The 16,314-nt window shown below is 59.0% G+C and carries 17 protein-coding genes; 12 read left to right on the plus strand and 5 right to left on the minus strand.

Annotated elements, in window-relative coordinates:
* Positions 1–8: 8 nt before the first annotated feature.
* The gene (rpmG, locus tag OYW20_RS00810; RefSeq protein WP_010225867.1) at positions 9–164 is read left to right on the plus strand and encodes a 50S ribosomal protein L33; all 156 of its coding nucleotides are present in this window, start codon (positions 9–11) and stop codon (positions 162–164) included.
* Positions 165–230: 66 nt separating this feature from the next.
* Here rpmG and OYW20_RS00815 read toward each other — a convergent pair whose 3' ends face one another.
* Positions 231–593, minus strand: a complete 363-nt coding sequence (locus tag OYW20_RS00815; protein WP_268798854.1) for a cupin domain-containing protein — start codon at positions 591–593, stop codon at positions 231–233.
* A gap of 261 nt (positions 594–854) precedes the next feature.
* Here OYW20_RS00815 and OYW20_RS00820 point away from each other — a divergent pair, with 261 nt between their 5' ends.
* The gene (locus tag OYW20_RS00820; RefSeq protein WP_268798855.1) at positions 855–2,348 is read left to right on the plus strand and encodes an aldehyde dehydrogenase; all 1,494 of its coding nucleotides are present in this window, start codon (positions 855–857) and stop codon (positions 2,346–2,348) included.
* 206 nt (positions 2,349–2,554) lie between these two features.
* Positions 2,555–3,700, plus strand: coding sequence for an MFS transporter (locus OYW20_RS00825; protein WP_268798856.1), 1,146 nt, complete (start codon positions 2,555–2,557; stop codon positions 3,698–3,700).
* Here the strand turns inward: OYW20_RS00825 and OYW20_RS00830 are convergent.
* Together OYW20_RS00830 and OYW20_RS00835 are read right to left on the minus strand one after the other, a co-directional pair.
* Complete coding sequence (locus tag OYW20_RS00830; protein ID WP_268798857.1) at positions 3,697–5,277, minus strand: phospholipase D family protein; 1,581 nt, start codon at positions 5,275–5,277, stop codon at positions 3,697–3,699. The genes OYW20_RS00825 and OYW20_RS00830 overlap by 4 nt on opposite strands.
* A gap of 66 nt (positions 5,278–5,343) precedes the next feature.
* Complete coding sequence (locus tag OYW20_RS00835) at positions 5,344–6,765, minus strand: aminotransferase-like domain-containing protein (protein ID WP_268798858.1); 1,422 nt, start codon at positions 6,763–6,765, stop codon at positions 5,344–5,346.
* Positions 6,766–6,938: 173 nt separating this feature from the next.
* Here OYW20_RS00835 and OYW20_RS00840 point away from each other — a divergent pair, with 173 nt between their 5' ends.
* Positions 6,939–7,172, plus strand: a complete 234-nt coding sequence (locus tag OYW20_RS00840) for a DUF1127 domain-containing protein (RefSeq protein ID WP_268798859.1) — start codon at positions 6,939–6,941, stop codon at positions 7,170–7,172.
* Between the two features lie 16 nt (positions 7,173–7,188).
* Here OYW20_RS00840 and OYW20_RS00845 read toward each other — a convergent pair whose 3' ends face one another.
* Positions 7,189–8,499, minus strand: coding sequence for an NAD(P)/FAD-dependent oxidoreductase (locus tag OYW20_RS00845; RefSeq protein WP_268798860.1), 1,311 nt, complete (start codon positions 8,497–8,499; stop codon positions 7,189–7,191).
* Positions 8,500–8,640: 141 nt separating this feature from the next.
* Between OYW20_RS00845 and OYW20_RS00850 the strand changes: the two genes are divergently transcribed.
* A complete protein-coding gene (locus OYW20_RS00850) occupies positions 8,641–8,994 on the plus strand; it encodes a YkgJ family cysteine cluster protein (protein WP_268798862.1) in 354 nt (117 codons plus the stop codon).
* Between the two features lie 185 nt (positions 8,995–9,179).
* On the opposite strand, the gene dadR is transcribed toward OYW20_RS00850, so the two are convergent.
* A complete protein-coding gene (gene dadR / locus OYW20_RS00855) occupies positions 9,180–9,668 on the minus strand; it encodes a transcriptional regulator DadR (protein WP_093466232.1) in 489 nt (162 codons plus the stop codon).
* Positions 9,669–9,823: 155 nt separating this feature from the next.
* Between dadR and dadA the strand changes: the two genes are divergently transcribed.
* The 7 genes from dadA to OYW20_RS00890 all read left to right on the plus strand — a co-directional run bounded on the left by dadA (position 9,824) and on the right by OYW20_RS00890 (position 16,122).
* Positions 9,824–11,125 (plus strand): D-amino acid dehydrogenase, encoded by a 1,302-nt coding sequence (dadA, locus tag OYW20_RS00860; RefSeq protein ID WP_268798863.1) that lies wholly within the window; start codon positions 9,824–9,826, stop codon positions 11,123–11,125.
* On the plus strand, positions 11,097–11,450 hold the full coding sequence (locus tag OYW20_RS00865; RefSeq protein WP_268798864.1) for a RidA family protein: 354 nt from the start codon (positions 11,097–11,099) through the stop codon (positions 11,448–11,450). The genes dadA and OYW20_RS00865 overlap by 29 nt, the downstream gene beginning before the upstream one ends.
* 134 nt (positions 11,451–11,584) lie before the next feature.
* The gene (gene alr, locus OYW20_RS00870; RefSeq protein ID WP_268798865.1) at positions 11,585–12,658 is read left to right on the plus strand and encodes an alanine racemase; all 1,074 of its coding nucleotides are present in this window, start codon (positions 11,585–11,587) and stop codon (positions 12,656–12,658) included.
* Between the two features lie 159 nt (positions 12,659–12,817).
* Positions 12,818–13,366, plus strand: coding sequence for a cupin domain-containing protein (locus tag OYW20_RS00875; RefSeq protein ID WP_268798866.1), 549 nt, complete (start codon positions 12,818–12,820; stop codon positions 13,364–13,366).
* Between the two features lie 50 nt (positions 13,367–13,416).
* Positions 13,417–13,836: a c-type cytochrome gene (locus OYW20_RS00880; RefSeq protein WP_268798867.1), complete on the plus strand. Its 420-nt coding sequence runs from the start codon at positions 13,417–13,419 to the stop codon at positions 13,834–13,836.
* A gap of 9 nt (positions 13,837–13,845) precedes the next feature.
* Complete coding sequence (locus OYW20_RS00885) at positions 13,846–14,154, plus strand: DUF2845 domain-containing protein (protein ID WP_328284802.1); 309 nt, start codon at positions 13,846–13,848, stop codon at positions 14,152–14,154.
* Positions 14,155–14,196: 42 nt separating this feature from the next.
* On the plus strand, positions 14,197–16,122 hold the full coding sequence (locus tag OYW20_RS00890) for an acetyl-CoA hydrolase/transferase C-terminal domain-containing protein (RefSeq protein WP_268798868.1): 1,926 nt from the start codon (positions 14,197–14,199) through the stop codon (positions 16,120–16,122).
* The last annotated feature ends 192 nt before the right edge of the window (positions 16,123–16,314 follow it).

The following is a 16,314-nucleotide window of genomic DNA, read 5'->3' on the forward strand; positions in this document are numbered from 1 at the left end:
AGAGAATCATGCGTGAATTGATCCGTTTGGTGTCGACCGCTAACACCGGCCACTTCTACACCACCGACAAGAACAAGCGCACTACTCCGGATAAAATCGAAATTAAAAAATTCGATCCGGTTGTTCGTAAGCACGTGATCTACAAAGAAGCCAAAATCAAGTAATTGATTTTTGCCTCTTACGAAAAAGCCCGCAGTGATGCGGGCTTTTTTGTGGGCAACTTTTGGCAATCAAGCCTTCTGTTCAAACACCACATAAATCTTCCTGCACGGCTCCAGCACCTCCCATGTGCCCGTAAAGCCTGCCGGGATCACGAAGCGGTCTCCTGAGCGCAGGGTTTTCGCGTTTCCGTCTTCGTCCCGTAAAACCGAGACCCCTTGCACGATTTCGCAATACTCATGCTCGGTGTAGCTCACTTTCCACTGGCCTGCTGCACCTTCCCAGACGCCTGCGCTCATCTGCCCGCACGGACTGTTGTAATGGTTGTACAGCGTCTGCTCCGGGTCGCCCTTGAGCACTTTTTCTGCGGCGGGCCGATAGCGTTCCGGTTCGGTGCTGACGGCGCTGAAGTCGACGATGCTTTCGATACTCATGATGTCTCTGGCTCCTGAAGTGCTTTTTGCGTCAAGCGTTGGAGAGGGCAAGCCCCGTGATAGTGCCGCATTGGCCTGTTGAATAAAATGCACGCCACGGCCAGTTTTTGCGGGTTTGTGTCCAATATATTGGAAATTCCCCTGACGCTGGTTTAGGGTGGCAAACGCCTTTGCCCGTTTCGGCACAACGTCTGAGCGAGTCCGGCAGCGCTATTTTTTCAGCGCCGGGACGCGCCATATTCATAAGAGGAGGAATGTTTCATGACTACCCTGACTCATGCTGACTGGGAAAAACGTGCCCAGGATTTGAAGATCGAAGGCCGCGCCTTCATCAACGGTGAATATACCCACGCATCCTCCAGCGCCACGTTCGACTGCATCAGCCCGGTCGATGGTCGCTTGCTTGCCCACGTCGCCAGTTGCGACGCCGCTGATGCTCAACGCGCAGTAGACAGCGCGCGCGCTACATTCAACTCTGGCGTGTGGTCGCGTCTGGCGCCGGTCAAGCGCAAAGCCGTCATGATCCGGTTCGCTGCGCTGATCAGAGAAAACATGGAAGAACTCGCGCTGCTTGAAACCCTCGACATGGGCAAGCCAATCGGCGACTCCTATGGCATCGACATTCCAGGCTCCGCACAGGCGTTGAGCTGGAACGGCGAGGCCATCGACAAGATTTACGACGAAGTCGCCGCTACTCCGCATGATCAGTTAGGCCTTGTCACCCGCGAGCCGATCGGCGTCGTGGCGGCCATCGTGCCGTGGAATTTCCCGCTGCTGATGGCCTCCTGGAAACTGGGCCCTGCCTTGTCCAGTGGCAACTCGGTCATCCTGAAACCCTCCGAAAAATCCCCGCTCACTGCCATTCGTGTCGCGCAGCTAGCCGTCGAGGCAGGCATTCCGGCGGGCGTGCTCAATGTGCTGCCAGGTTACGGCCACACCGTTGGCAAAGCGCTGGCGCTGCACATGGATGTCGACACCGTGGTATTTACCGGTTCGACGAAAATTGCCAAACAGCTGCTGATTTACTCGGGCGAGTCGAACATGAAGCGCGTCTGGCTCGAAGCGGGTGGCAAGAGCCCCAACATCGTGTTTGCCGACGCGCCGGACCTGCAGGCAGCAGCTGATTCCGCCGCCAGTGCCATTGCGTTCAACCAGGGCGAAGTCTGCACTGCCGGCTCGCGGTTGCTGGTGGAGCGTTCGATCAAAGACACATTCCTGCCGATGGTGATCGAGGCGCTGAAGGCCTGGAAGCCTGGCAATCCGCTGGATCCGGCCACCAACGTTGGTGCGCTGGTGGATACGCAACAGATGAACACCGTGCTGTCGTACATCGAATCTGGTCATGCCGATGGCGCCAAACTGGTCGCAGGCGGCAAGCGCATCATGCAGGAGACCGGCGGCACGTACGTTGAGCCAACCATCTTCGATGGCGTGACCAATGCCATGAAGATCGCGCAGGAAGAAATATTCGGCCCGGTGCTGTCGGTGCTGACATTTGATTCGGCTGAAGAGGCCATCCAGATTGCCAACGACACGCCGTACGGCCTCGCTGCTGCGGTTTGGACGGCGGACCTGTCCAAGGCGCACCTGACTGCCAAAGCGTTGCGTGCGGGCAGTGTGTGGGTGAATCAATACGATGGTGGCGACATGACTGCGCCGTTTGGTGGCTTCAAGCAGTCGGGTAACGGTCGCGACAAATCGCTGCACGCGTTCGATAAATACACCGAGCTGAAAGCAACCTGGATTAAGTTGTAAAAGACAGGGTGTCCAACTGTTGAGTTTGTAGGAGCGCGCTTGCCCTCGATGGGCTTGGCACATTCAGCATCGTAGGCGCTGGGCTCACCGCAATCGCGGGCAAGCGCACTCCTGCAGCATGACGATCACAGAGATTTAGCAGCCGGGTTTTCCCACGAAAGCCCGGCTGTTTTGTCTCTGTCTTTTAAAACCACAGGAGCGCGGTAATGCGTTGGGGTACGTACTTTGCTGTGCTGGCGTCAGTCCTGAGTGTGGGGCTGGCGCTGGGCGTCAGCATGCCGCTGGTGTCGCTGCGACTGGAAGCATGGGGTTACGGCGCGTTTGCCATCGGTGTAGTGGCAGCAATGCCAGCGATTGGCGTGTTGATGGGTGCAAGCCTCGCCAGTCGTCTTGCTGCATGGCTCGGCACCCCGGCGCTGATGCGCTTCTGTCTGTGGGGTGGCTCGATTTCCGTCGGGCTGCTCGCAATCCTTCCCAATTATTGGATCTGGCTGGCGCTGAGGTTGATGCTCGGCGTCATTCTGACCATTGTGTTTATCCTCGGTGAAAGCTGGATCAACCAACTGGTGATCGAGCGCCTGCGCGGCAAGCTGGTTGCGCTGTACGGTAGCAGCTATGCCCTGAGCCAACTGGCGGGCCCTGTCCTGCTCGGGTTTGTCGGCACCGATGCCGATTATGGTTTCTGGGTGGGAACGCTGTTGCTGGCGGTCTCACCATTTTTGCTGATGGGCCGGACAGGTGCGCCCAGCGCTCACTCGGCTAACGTGACGCTGAGCGGTCTGTGGGCGTTTTGTAACCGGCTGCCGGCCATTGCGTGGGCCATCGCGCTGTTTGCAGGTTTCGAGGCGATGATCCTGACCCTGCTGCCGGTCTATTGCCTGCAGCAGGGTTTTACCCCGGAAATCGCCTTGGCGATGGTCAGTACGGTGGTGGTTGGCGATGCCTTGCTGCAGTTGCCCATCGGGGCCCTGGCGGATCGGGTTTCCCGGCGTCGGTTGTTTTCCGGTTGTGCGCTGGCGCTGATGATTGCCAGCCTGCTGATTCCGTTGCTAGTGGACACGCAACTGATCTGGCCGATCTGGGTGTTGTTTGGTGCCAGCGCGGGCGGGCTTTTCACGTTGTCGCTGATTCTGATTGGCGAGCGTTATCGTGATGATGCGTTGGTGCGCGCGAACGCCCATGTGGCTCAACTGTGGGGTATTGGTTGTCTGCTTGGACCGTTGCTGGCCGGTGCTGGCAGTCAGTGGATCAGCGGGCAGTCGCTGCCGTTGTTGATGGCAGCAGGCGCCTTTGGTCTGGTGATCCTGGCGCGACGTCGTCGGGCGTTCGGTATCGAGCCGGCCACGGCTTAAAGCATGCGCTCAAGCCCCACTGCGCTGGCGAACCAGGCGTTGAAGCGGCGCCACCAGTCACCGGGCTCTTTGTGCAGCGTGTGGATCTGGCCGTTGTCCTCAGTGACCCAGACCACGTGCCCGTTCTCCAGTTTTGCCTGATAGCTGGTGGCTGGGGACATACCCTGCAGCGCCAATTCCCGTAGGTATTCAGTCAGCTCCGGGCTGTCTACCAGCACGCCGACTTCGGTGTTCCACAGCACTGAGCGCGGGTCAAAATTGAACGAGCCAACGAACACTTTCTGGCGATCAAAAATCATCGCTTTGCTGTGCAGGCTTGAATCCGAACCCCCGGTGAACGAGCCCTTCTTGAAGAAGCGCGGACCGCTTGCGCCAGCGTTCCCGACGTCGCCTGGCTGGCGACGCAGTTCGAACAACTTCACGCCATGCGCCAGCAATGCCTTGCGGTACGGCGCATACCCGCCATGCACGGCGGGCACGTCGGTGGCCTCCAGCGAGTTGGTCAACAAGCTGACCGACACACCTTTGTCCGACAGCCCGGTGAGGTACACCAGACCTTGTTGTCCGGGGACGAAATAGGCCGAGATCAGCATCAGTTCCTGATTGACGCCCACCAGATCAGGCGCCAGTTGCGTGGTCAGCAGCAGATGCGGATCAGGTTCGCCGTGCGACAGCACTTTGGTAGGTGCGTCCCACAGCGCCTGGTTGTGTGCCCAGATCAGCTCGTTGAGCCAGGTTTTCAGGCGCGGTTCGGTCTTGTAGCCCATGAGCCGCTCATACAGCGCCTTGTTGTGCTCATGGGACAACTCCAGCGATTCGGCGAGCCGCTTGCGGGCCTTGGCGAGGTCTTTGGCGTCAGGTGGCCAGAAGACGAAATCATCAATGGGTTTGCTTAGCGTGCTGTTCCAGTACTGATCGAAACTGTGCCCGAGTTGTTCGGCTACCGGGCCAACGCTGAGCATGTCGATGTCGGTGAAATTCAGATTGGGCTCGGCGTCAAAATACTCATCGCCCAGATTGCGGCCGCCCACGATGGCCACGGCGCTGTCGGCCAGCCAGAGTTTGTTGTGCATTCGTCGGTGTTGCAGTGAAAGATCGAACAGCCGCCCCAGGCTGCGTGTGGCGCCTGTGCTGCGGCCAAGATTGAGCGGGTTGAACAGGCGAATCTGTATGTTGGGATGCGCGGCCAACGTGGCGATGACCTGATCCAGCCCGTCGCTGGTGGTGTCATCAAGCAGAATCCGCACGCGCACGCCACGGTCTGCCGCTCTCAACAGCTCATCGACCAGCGCGCGGGTGCTAAGGCCGTCATGGACGATGTAGTACTGCAGATCCAGACTGGTTTTAGCGTTGCGAATCAGCTCGGCGCGGGCCATGAATGCTTCGGTGCTGTTGGGCAGCAAGCGAAACCCGGACCGCCCTTCATGCGGTGCAGCCTGCGCCATGATCGAGCGTCCGAACGAGGAATCCATCGCGGGAAGCGCCTGGCTGGGCCGCTCGGCTATAGGGGAGTGTGCGCATCCACTGAGAAACAGGGCGCAAAGTATCAGGAAGGGCGTGGCCCATTTGTAGGTCAACGGAGTTATCCAGAAGTTACATCACTGCGATAAGACCGCATCAAGCGGAAAAAAGTTAACCGCTGGTCAATCCGTTTGAATCATTAGCGCCGCAACGGCCGCACCGACTTTTCGCACCGCCTCCTCGATAGCCGCTGTTGGCTTGGCAGCGAAGTTCATGCGTAAGCAGTTTCTGTATTTTCCGGACGCGGAAAAAATACTGCCAACCGCAATCTGTACGCCCTGCCCATGAAGCACACGATTCAGGCGCTGGGCATCAAAGTCCTCGGGCAACTCTACCCAGAGCATGAACCCCCCTTGCGGGCGACTGATGCGAGTGCTCTCTGGAAAGTAGCGCGTGACCCAATCTGTCATTTGATCGCGACTGCGCTGGTACTGCGCACGCATCCGGCGCATGTGGGGTTCGTAGTGGCCATCCTTGAGAAACTCGGCAATTGCCAGTTGCGGTTGCGTAGCGGTGGAGCCGGTGCTGATGTATTTCATGTGTAACGCCCGGTCCAGATATCGCCCCGGCGCGACCCAGCCCACGCGCAGGCCGGGGGCGAGTGTTTTCGAAAATGAGCTGCACAGCAGGACACGTCCATCCTGGTCGAAGGATTTGATCGTGCGTGGTCGCGGGTACGTGTAGGCAATGTCGCCATAGACATCGTCTTCGATGATCGCCACGTCGTAGCGCTGTGCAAGCGTGAGCAATGCGCGTTTGCGCTCCTCGGGCATGATGTAGCCGAGCGGGTTGTTACAGTTGGGGGTCAGCTGTATGAGTTTGATCGGCCACTGTTCCAGGGCCAGCCCCAGGGCTTCGATGCTGATGCCGGTAATCGGGTCGGTCGGAATTTCCAGAGCCTTCATCCCCAACCCTTTAAGTGCCTGCATTGCGCCGTGAAAGCTGGGCGAGTCCACGGCGACGATGTCTCCAGGCTCACAGACCGATCGGATGCTCACAGACAACGCTTCCTGAGCACCGGTAGTGATGACCAGATCATCCGGTCCGACGTTGGTGCCCGAATCCAGTAACAGCCGTGCCACCTGATCGCGCAATGCCTTCGTGCCGTAGATGTTGTCGTAATACAGCCCCGGCATGTCCATGCGCCGACTGATCTTGCCAAGCGCTTGTGTCAGCGGTCGCAGGGTCGGACTGGTGATGTCCGGCATCCCGCGCGCCAGCTGTATGACTTTAGGGTCGGGCGTGGCGGTGGCCAGTTCCAGCACTTGGTCCCACTGAGAAATATCCACAGGTCTCTGCGCCGGACGCCCTACGGCCGGGAGCGCCGGGGCCTTACGCCCGGCCGGGACGAAATAGCCCGATTTGGGTTTGGGGGAGGCCAGGCCGTTGTCTTCCAGCATTCGATAAGCCTGCTGCACAGTGCTCAAACTGACGCCGTGCTCGACGCTCAACGCACGCACTGATGGCAGCCGGTCACCGGGTCGATAGAAGCCGCTTTCAATGCGCGAGCCGAGCAGGTCGGCCAGATTGACATACAGAGTCATTGCGACCTCCCACAGAAAACTCACATAAACCCATACAGATGGCGTGAAATTACACCATTCAGCGTGCGTAGGGTGTGATCTGTATGAAAATAATAGAGGTTTTTTGAATCTGTAATGGTTTGGCTTACGCGCTCATCATAAAACCACACGAACACATGATGAGGTGCCGAAAAATGAACGGGTTGAGCGATGTGCGGTTAGCGCTTTACAGCCAGGAACTGGTCGATGGGCAAGTCCGCCCGCTGACGGTGAGCGGTTCGTCCAGCCTCAGTATGTGGACGCTGTTTCAGCGCAGAAGGGGTACACGCCGGGCGCTGCTGAATTTGAATGCCGACCAGCTCAAAGACATTGGGCTGACCTCCGAGCAGGCGCGCGCGGAAGGGATCAAGCCGTTTTGGAGGAAGTGAATATGGAGCTGCGCACTCAGCGCAGCTCCTTCAAGCGGTGCCACAGCATCCCCAACGCCAGCAGCGGCGAACGCAAATGTTTGCCACCGGGAAAGGTGATATGCGGGACTTTGTTGAAGAGTTCAAAACCGCCGCCGTGCAGGCCTGTTATGGCCTCAGCCAGCAACTTCCCCGCCAGGTGCGTGGCATTGAGGCCGTGACCGGCGTAGGCCTGCGCGTAAAAGACGTTGGGATGATCCTTCAGTCGCCCGATCTGTGGCAGGCGGTTGGCGCCAATGCCGATCATGCCGCCCCACTGGTAATCGATCTTCACCCCGGCAAGTTGCGGGAAGACGTTGAGCATTTTCGGCGTCATGTAGCCAGCGATGTCCTGCGGATCACGACCGGAGTAGTGGCATGCGCCGCCGAACAGCAAGCGTCGATCAGCCGAAAGGCGGAAATAATCCACGGCGACCTGCTGGTCGCACACGGCCGTGTTGCGTGGCAGAAGCTGATGCGCCTGTGCCTCGCTCAGGGGTTCGGTGGCAATGATGTAACTGCCTGCGGGCAAGACCTTGCCACTGAGTCCTGGGTCCAGATCCTTGAGGTAGGCGTTGCAACCCAACACCAGCGTCTTGGCACGGACTAACCCTTGCGCTGTATGCACCCGGACCTGCGGACCGTACTCGATACGCGTGACAGTCGAATGCTCGAAAACCTGCACGCCCAGGGCCTTCGCAACCGCAGCTTCGCCCAATGCCAGGTTCAGCGGGTGTAAATGCCCCGAGCCCATGTCAATCATGCCGCCCGCGTATTTGTCGGACCCAATCACAGTCGCCATCTCGCCCTTTTGCAGCAACTGGAGCGAATGTACGTAGCCGAGGCTGCGAAGCTCTTCGGCATCCTCGGCAAAACCTGCCAGCTCGCGCGGTTTGTTGGCCAGATCGCAGTAGCCCCAAGTCATGTCGCAATCGATGCCGTAGCGCTCGATACGCTGACGCACGATTTCCACAGCCTCCAGACCCATCAACTTGAGTGCCCGGACGCCCTCATCGCCGATGACGTTTTTGAATCTCTCAACACCGTGACCCACGCCACGGATCAATTGACCGCCGTTACGCCCGCTGGCGCCCCAGCCGATTTTGCGGGACTCCAGCAACACCACGCTCAGGCCACGCTCAGCCAGTTCGATAGCGGTGTTGAGGCCGGAAAACCCGCCACCTACCACGCACACATCTGCGTTGAGCTCGCCTGTCAGCGCCGGATGATCCGGCTGCGGATGGCTGCTGGCGGCGTAATAGGAGGCGGCGTGAATCGTGTCGGTCGGCTGCTGAACGCGGGCGTTCATGTGTTATTCCCGGAAATGGTGTTTGGAAAATTTTACGGAGGGTAGCCGCGAGTCCGTCGGCGGGCAAGGCAAGTGCCGTACTGCTGTCGCATCGGCGGCAAATGGAGGAAAATACCCACACTTTCTTCCGGTGATCACGCAATGAGCTGCAACAGCCAGAAAATCCGCGACCTGCGCCGTCAGATTCCGTCTTTTGAGTGCGTACCCGGTTGCCATGATTGCTGTGGGCCGGTGACCACTTCATCCGAAGAAATGGCCCGCTTGCCGCGCAAGACTGCGGCTGAGCAAGAGGCTGCCCTGAATGAGCTCAACTGCGTCCATCTTGGCCCTCAGGGCTGCACCGTGTACGAAGAGCGCCCGCTGATCTGCCGGTTGTTCGGCACCACCAAGACCTTGCCCTGCCCAAATGGCAGAAGGCCCGAAACGCTCATTCATCCGCGCATCGAGGCGCAGGTGCACGAGTACATCGCGACCACGCGGCAGGTGTTGGTGTAGGATTTTCGGGGCACTCTTTGTGGCGCCCCGGGCACGCTTCTGGCCAGAAATAATAGCGGCATCCGGTACAGCCTGCGCGGGATGTGTCGTCTTTTTCGCGGGCAAGTCGGAATGCCGCCCACTCGCTCAAACAAAGTCTACGTTTGAATGAAGGTGGGCGAGCTCCGGTTTGTCGGGGGCACTACTCACTCCGGAATAGGCAGGCTCAGGCTCTCTTTCACTTCTTCCATCACGATGTAGCTCTTGGACTCACGCACGTGCGGCAGTTTGAGCAGGATGTCGCCCAGCAGCTTGCGATAAGACGCCATTTCAGAGATTCGCGCCTTCACCAGGTAATCGAAGTCGCCTGAAACCAGATGACACTCCAGCACATGAGGCAGTTTGAGGACCGCTCGGCGGAATTCCTCGAAAGTGTCGCCCGATTTGTAGTCCAGACTGATCTCGACGAACACCAGCAGGCTAGCCTTGAGGTTCTGCGGATTGAGGCGGGCGTTGTAGCCCATGATGATGCCTTCGCGCTCAAGTCTTCGGACCCGCTCTGTACAGGGCGTGGTCGATAAACCCACGCGTTCGCCCAGCTCCGTGAAAGAGATTCTGCCGTCGCTCTGAAGAATGCGCAGGATGTTGCGATCAATCTTGTCCAGCTCACGCTTGGACTGGTGCTGTGTGCGCATGTGAGAGCCCCTCTGCGAAAGACATTGTTGCCAAGAATAAAAGCTGAATATAGGCGTTTATATAGTGAAAGGCACTGCTGATTGCTTTTTATACTGCCCACATCCTTGCTTAAAACTTGAAAACGTCAGCGGATATCCGCGATGAGGTAATCAACATGCGCGTTCTGGTCCTTGGAAGTGGCGTAATCGGTACCACCAGTGCTTATTATCTGGCGCGCGAAGGCTTTGAAGTGACGGTCGTTGATCGTCAGCCAGCCGCTGCCATGGAGACCAGTTTTGCCAACGCCGGCCAGGTCTCGCCGGGTTATGCGTCCCCTTGGGCCGCTCCGGGTGTGCCGCTCAAGGCGATCAAATGGTTGCTCCAGCGCCACGCACCCCTGGCAATCAAAGCCACATCCGACATCGGCCAGTACCTGTGGATGGCGCAAATGCTGCGCAACTGCACCGCGAACCGTTATGCGGTGAATAAGGAGCGCATGGTTCGGCTGTCCGAATACAGCCGCGATTGCCTCGACGAACTGCGCGCTGAAACCGGCATTGCTTACGAAGGCCGCAGTCTTGGGACTACGCAGCTCTTCCGTACTCAAGAACAGCTCGATAACGCCGCCAAAGACATCGCCGTGCTTCAGCAGGCCGGCGTGCCGTATGAGCTGCTTGATCGTGCGGGGATCGCCCGGGTCGAGCCGGCCTTGGCCAGTGTCAGCAACATCCTGGCTGGCGCGTTGCGTTTGCCGAATGACCAGACCGGCGATTGTCAGGTATTCACTACCCGTCTTGCCGAAATCGCAACGGATCTGGGCGTCGAGTTCCGCTTTGGTCAATCCATAGAATCCATCGACTTCGCAGGCGACCGCATCAACGGCGTGTGGATCAACGGCAAGCTCGAAACCGCTGACCGCTACGTCCTGGCGCTCGGCAGCTATTCGCCGCAGCTGCTCAAGCCGCTGGGAATCAAGGCGCCGGTCTACCCGCTCAAGGGCTACTCGCTGACAGTGCCGATTACCGACGCCGCCATGGCGCCGACCTCGACCATCCTCGATGAGACCTACAAGGTAGCGATCACCCGTTTCGACAACCGTATTCGCGTCGGCGGCATGGCGGAGATCGCCGGTTTCGACCTGTCGCTCAATCCTCGTCGCCGCGAAACGCTGGAGATGATCGTCAACGACCTTTATCCTCACGGCGGTGATCTGGCTCAAGCCAGTTTCTGGACGGGGTTACGCCCGACCACGCCGGACGGTACGCCCATCGTCGGTGCCACGCCTTATCGCAACCTGTTCCTCAATACGGGGCACGGCACACTCGGCTGGACCATGGCCTGCGGTTCCGGGCGCTTGCTGGCTGATTTGATTGCCCGCAAAGCCCCGCAAATCAGTGCCGAAGGCCTCGATATTTCTCGTTACGGCAGCACCAAGGAGATCGCAAAAAATGTCCATCCAGCGCCAGCTCACCAATGAGCGACTGAGTCAGATCGTCGTCCACAACGGTACTGTTTACCTCGCAGGCCAAGTGGGTGATGACATGGCGGCGGGTATCGAGCAGCAGACCCGCGAGACGCTCAACAATATCGAGCGTTTGCTGGACCTGGCCGGTACTGACAAAAGCCGTATCCTGTCGGTGACGATTTACTTGAAGGACATCGATGCGCATTTCGCTGGCATGAACAGCGTGTGGGACAAGTGGTTGAGCAAAGGCCTGGCGCCTGCGCGCGCAACGGTTGAGTCCAAACTGTGTGAGCCGGAAATTCTGGTGGAAATGACGGTGGTCGCAGCACTGCCGTAAGCCTCATAAGCCCTTTAGGAGCGCGCTTGCCCGCGAGAGCAATATGACGTCGGACGGATGTGCGTCGGCCCGATCCAAGTCCTCGCGGGCAAGCGCGCTCCCACAGTTAACGTCCTTTGCCTAGAAGCCCCCTCATGCGTCCAGCTCGCGCTTTAATTGATCTTCAGGCCTTGCGCCACAACTACCGACTGGCCCGTGAAAACGCAGGGGCCAAGTCTCTCGCGGTCATCAAGGCCGACGCTTATGGGCACGGCGCTGTGCGCGTAGCACAAGCGCTGGAGTCCGAAGCCGATGGCTTTGCCGTTGCCTGTATCGAGGAAGCGCTGGAGCTGCGTCAGGCAGGAATCAAAGCGCCAGTCCTGTTGCTGGAAGGTTTTTTCGAAGCCGACGAGCTAGCGTTGATCGTCGAGCATGACTTCTGGTGCGTGGTGCATTCGCTCTGGCAACTCGATGCCATTGAGGCCACTGCCGTCGGCAAACCTCTGCATATCTGGCTCAAGCTCGACTCGGGCATGCACCGCGTCGGTTTGCACCCCGCCGATTATCACGCTGCTTATCATCGTCTGCAGGCCAGCGGTAAAGTCGCGAAAATCGTCCTGATGAGCCACTTTGCCCGTGCAGATGAGCCCGATTGTGCTCGCAGCGATGAGCAGTTGGCGGTGTTTCAAGCTGCGCGCCAAGGCTTGATCGCTGAGGTCAGCTTGCGCAACTCGCCGGCCACGATGGCGTGGCCCAATATCCCGAGCGACTGGGTGCGTGCGGGCATCATGCTCTACGGCGCGACCCCGTTCGAGCATTCGCAAGCAATGGCTGATCAATTGCAGCCGGTGATGACGCTTGAGTCAAAAGTCATCTGCGTGCGCGAATTGCCAGCCGGTGAACCCGTGGGCTATGGCGGTACGTTCGTGACCGATCGCGCAATGCGCATTGGCCTGGTTGCGATGGGCTACGCCGACGGCTATCCCCGACATGCGCCGACCGGTACGCCAGTTTTGGTTGACGGTCAGCGCAGTCAATTGCTGGGACGGGTATCGATGGACATGCTGTGTGTGGATCTCAGCGATATTCCCAAGGCAGGGCTGGGTAGCCGGGTCGAACTCTGGGGCAAACATATCCTGGCCAGCGAAGTGGCAGCCAAGGCGGGCACGATCCCGTATCAGATTTTCTGCAATCTGCGGCGTGTGCCGAGGCTCTATTCCGAGGGCTGACAACCCGTTCGGCGAAATCCTTCTTTCCCTCTGGTCGGTCACCTGTGGCCGCCAGCCCCTTTGCTGATCGGGCAGCGGGCTCAAGTGTTGTAAATACTGAACGCTGTTGCCATCATGGCAACCACTTGACCCAGCTTGATCTTCAGGAGGACTGCCGCATTGGACGTCGGTGAACGACTGCAATCCATTCGTAAACTCAAAGGTCTGTCCCAGCGTGAACTCGCCAAGCGAGCGGGCGTGACCAACAGCACCATTTCGATGATCGAGAAGAACAGCGTCAGCCCCTCGATCAGTTCGCTGCGTAAGGTGCTGGGTGGCATACCGATGTCCATGGTGGAGTTCTTTTCAGAGGAACTCGAGCCAGAAAACCCCACACAAGTGGTCTACAAAGCCAGCGAGCTGATCGATATCTCGGACGGCGCGGTGACCATGAAGTTAGTCGGCAAATCCCACCCGAGTCGGGCTATCGCTTTTCTCACCGAGGTCTATCCGCCTGGCGCCGACACGGGCGATGCGATGCTCGTCCACGAAGGCGAGGAAACCGGGATTCTGGTGGAAGGCCGTCTTGAGCTGGTTGTCGGGCTCGACACCTATGTGCTCGAGGCTGGCGATAGCTACTATTTTGAAAGCACCCGACCCCATCGATTCCGCAACCCTTTCGACGTCCCTGCACGACTCATCAGCGCAGCCACACCAGCGAATTTTTAGCCGCCATTGCGGGGCCGCAGGCGAGAGTGAGTCACCATGAGGTCGAGAACGTGAATCCTGCCCATACGATATTGGCTGCCGCGGGCGTCCTGGTTTTATGGGCATTGGGCGCACAGGCTGCGACCAACGATGACATCGCCAAACGACTCGAACCAGTAGGCCAGGTCTGCATCCAGGGCAAGGAATGCGCGGGCACCGGGATCACGGCATCCGCCAGTGCCAGTGCCGCCAGAGCGCCCGACGACATCATCGGCAAGCACTGCACCGCCTGCCATGCCATTGGCTTGTTGGGCGCGCCGAAAATTGGCGACACCGCAGCCTGGAAGGATCGTGCCGACCAACAGGGCGGTCTGGACGGCATTCTTGCCAAAGCCATTACCGGCATCAATGCCATGCCCCCGAAAGGCACCTGTGCGGACTGTTCGGATGACGAGTTGAAGGGCGCCATCAAGAAAATGTCCGGGCTTTAACGAGGTGCCATGATGCGTGTGTCCCCTAAAGCAGTGAGCTGGCTTTTTTTGTTGCAGGTGCTGGCCTTCGACGCGAGCGCCACGATGCGCTGCGGGACTTCGCTGATCAGCAACGGCGATTCTGCCCAGACCGTTCGCGAAAAGTGCGGTGCGCCTGATCAGGAAAGCAGCGAAGGGCCGGCGCTTGGCCCCAACGGCGTACCCCACCGCAATGCTGCGAAAATCACACATTGGGTGTATGGCCCTAGTGGTGGCGCCTTCCAGCATCTGCGTTTCATCGACGATAAACTCGTGTCCACCGAAACGAGGAGAAACTGAGCGGGTCCAAGCTACACTCAATAACAATTCAGGAGAGGCCGGATGCCGAATTCCTGCTCGATCGAGCAAGCTGTCGATCACATTCTGGCGACACTGCCGAGCCACATTCGCACGGCCATGCCGCTGGGTTTGGGCAAGCCCAATCGCTTCGTCAATGCGCTGTATGCACGCATCAAGACGCTTCCCGGCCGCCAACTGACCATCTACACCGCCCTGTGCCTCGGTCGCCCACCCGCTGGCGATGGCTTGCAGGGGCGGTTTCTCGAGCCGTTTCTGGAGCGCGTATTCGGTGATTACCCCGAGCTGGATTTTCTGGCCGATCTGCGTGCCGATAACCTTGCGCCCAATGTCCATGTCGAGCAGTTCTTCATGCAGCCGGGTAGCCTCCTCAATAGTGAGTCCGCCCAGCAAAGCTATGTCAGCAGCAATTACAGCCACGCAGCTCGCGACATCAACGCCAATGGCGTGAACCTGATCGCGCAATTGGTGGCCCGCAATCCGCAAATCCCAGAATGCCTGAGCCTGAGCTGCAACCCGGACGTGACCCTCGACCTGCTGGCCATGGTCGAAAAGCGCCGCGCGGCGGGCGAAACGATCCTGACACTGGCGCAGATCCACGCGGATTTGCCTTGGATGCCGGGCGATGCGCAGGTCAGCGCCGATACGTTTGACCTGCTGATCGACTACGAAGAGCGAACCACCCTGTTTTCGACCCCCAACATGCCGGTAGGCATTCAAGACCATTTCATTGGCTTGTATGCCAGCACCCTCGTGCGCGACGGCGGCACTTTGCAGATCGGCATCGGTTCGATGGGCGATGCGCTGACGGCGGCGTTACTGGCGCGCCAAGCCGACAACGAGACCTATCGCGAGTGCCTGTCGCAGCTGGACGGTATTTCTACGTGGAAGCCATTGATCGAGCGTGAAGGCGGTGTGATGCCTTTCTCGAAGGGGCTTTACGGTTGCAGCGAAATGTTCGTCAACGGGCTGTTGGTGTTGCTGGACGCGGGCATCATCCGGCGCAAGGTTTACTCAACCGTCGAGCAGCAGCGTCAGGCTAACAGTGGCTTACTTGACGAAGCGCTTCATCCCGATGGCGTATTGGTGCATGGCGGCTTCTTCCTCGGCCCGCGCAGTTTCTATGAGCGACTGCGCGAGTTTTCTCCCGAACAGCTGGCGCAGATCAACATGACGGCCATCAGCTACATCAACGAGTTGTATGGCGACGAGGATCTCAAGCGCCTGCAGCGACGTGATGCCCGGTTTATCAACAGCTCGTTCACCGTGACGCTGCTGGGGGCCGCTATCTCTGATCAATTGGCTGACGGCCGCGTGGTCAGCGGTGTGGGCGGGCAGTACAACTTTGTGGCTCAGGCGCACGCGCTGGAAGACGCGCGTTCGATTCTGATCCTGCGCAGTTGGCGTGAGTCGGGCGGGGACGTGACGTCGAACATCGTCTGGGATTATGCCCACGCGACCATTCCCCGGCACCTGCGCGACATCGTCATCACTGAATATGGAATCGCTGATTTGCGTGGCAAGACGGATGCCGTGGTGATCGAGGCGCTGCTTAATATAAGCGACTCACGGTTTCAACCAGCGTTGATCGAACAGGCGCAAAAGGCTGGCAAGCTGCCCAAGGATTTTCGGCTTGATCCGCTGTTCAGTCAAAATACGCCCGAGCGCTTGCAGGCAATCCGTGGCATGTACCCCCAGTTGTTCACCGAGTACCCGTTGGGGAGTGATTTCACGACAGAGGAGCGTGATTTGCTACGGGCGCTGAACTGGCTGAAAAGCAAGTTCAAGCTGCGGGACATTATCGCGCTTGGCAAAGCCACACTTGAGGCGCCCGGGCCCGACACCTTCCCGGCACACTTGGCGCGCATGCAACTGGATCAACCGCAGGGCCTGCGTGAAGAGCTATATCAGCGGCTGGTGTTGGCGGGGTTGCAGGCAACGGCAGACTGAGGCTTCGGGCCAAGAGCTATGCGGGAAAACCGCGATTCCGCCCATTTGGTCCAACGGCCTTTGGCCAGAATCAAACTCCCAGGGACGCCGCAAATATCTGTAGGGGCGCACGAGCAACGCGAGGCCGCGATGGGCTGCGAAGCGGCCCTGAAACCAGTTTCCCTAGCTGTCCTGAAACACCGCGCGGGCAGG

The organism is Pseudomonas sp. BSw22131 (genome assembly GCF_026810445.1).
GTDB lineage: Bacteria > Pseudomonadota > Gammaproteobacteria > Pseudomonadales > Pseudomonadaceae > Aquipseudomonas > Aquipseudomonas huanghezhanensis.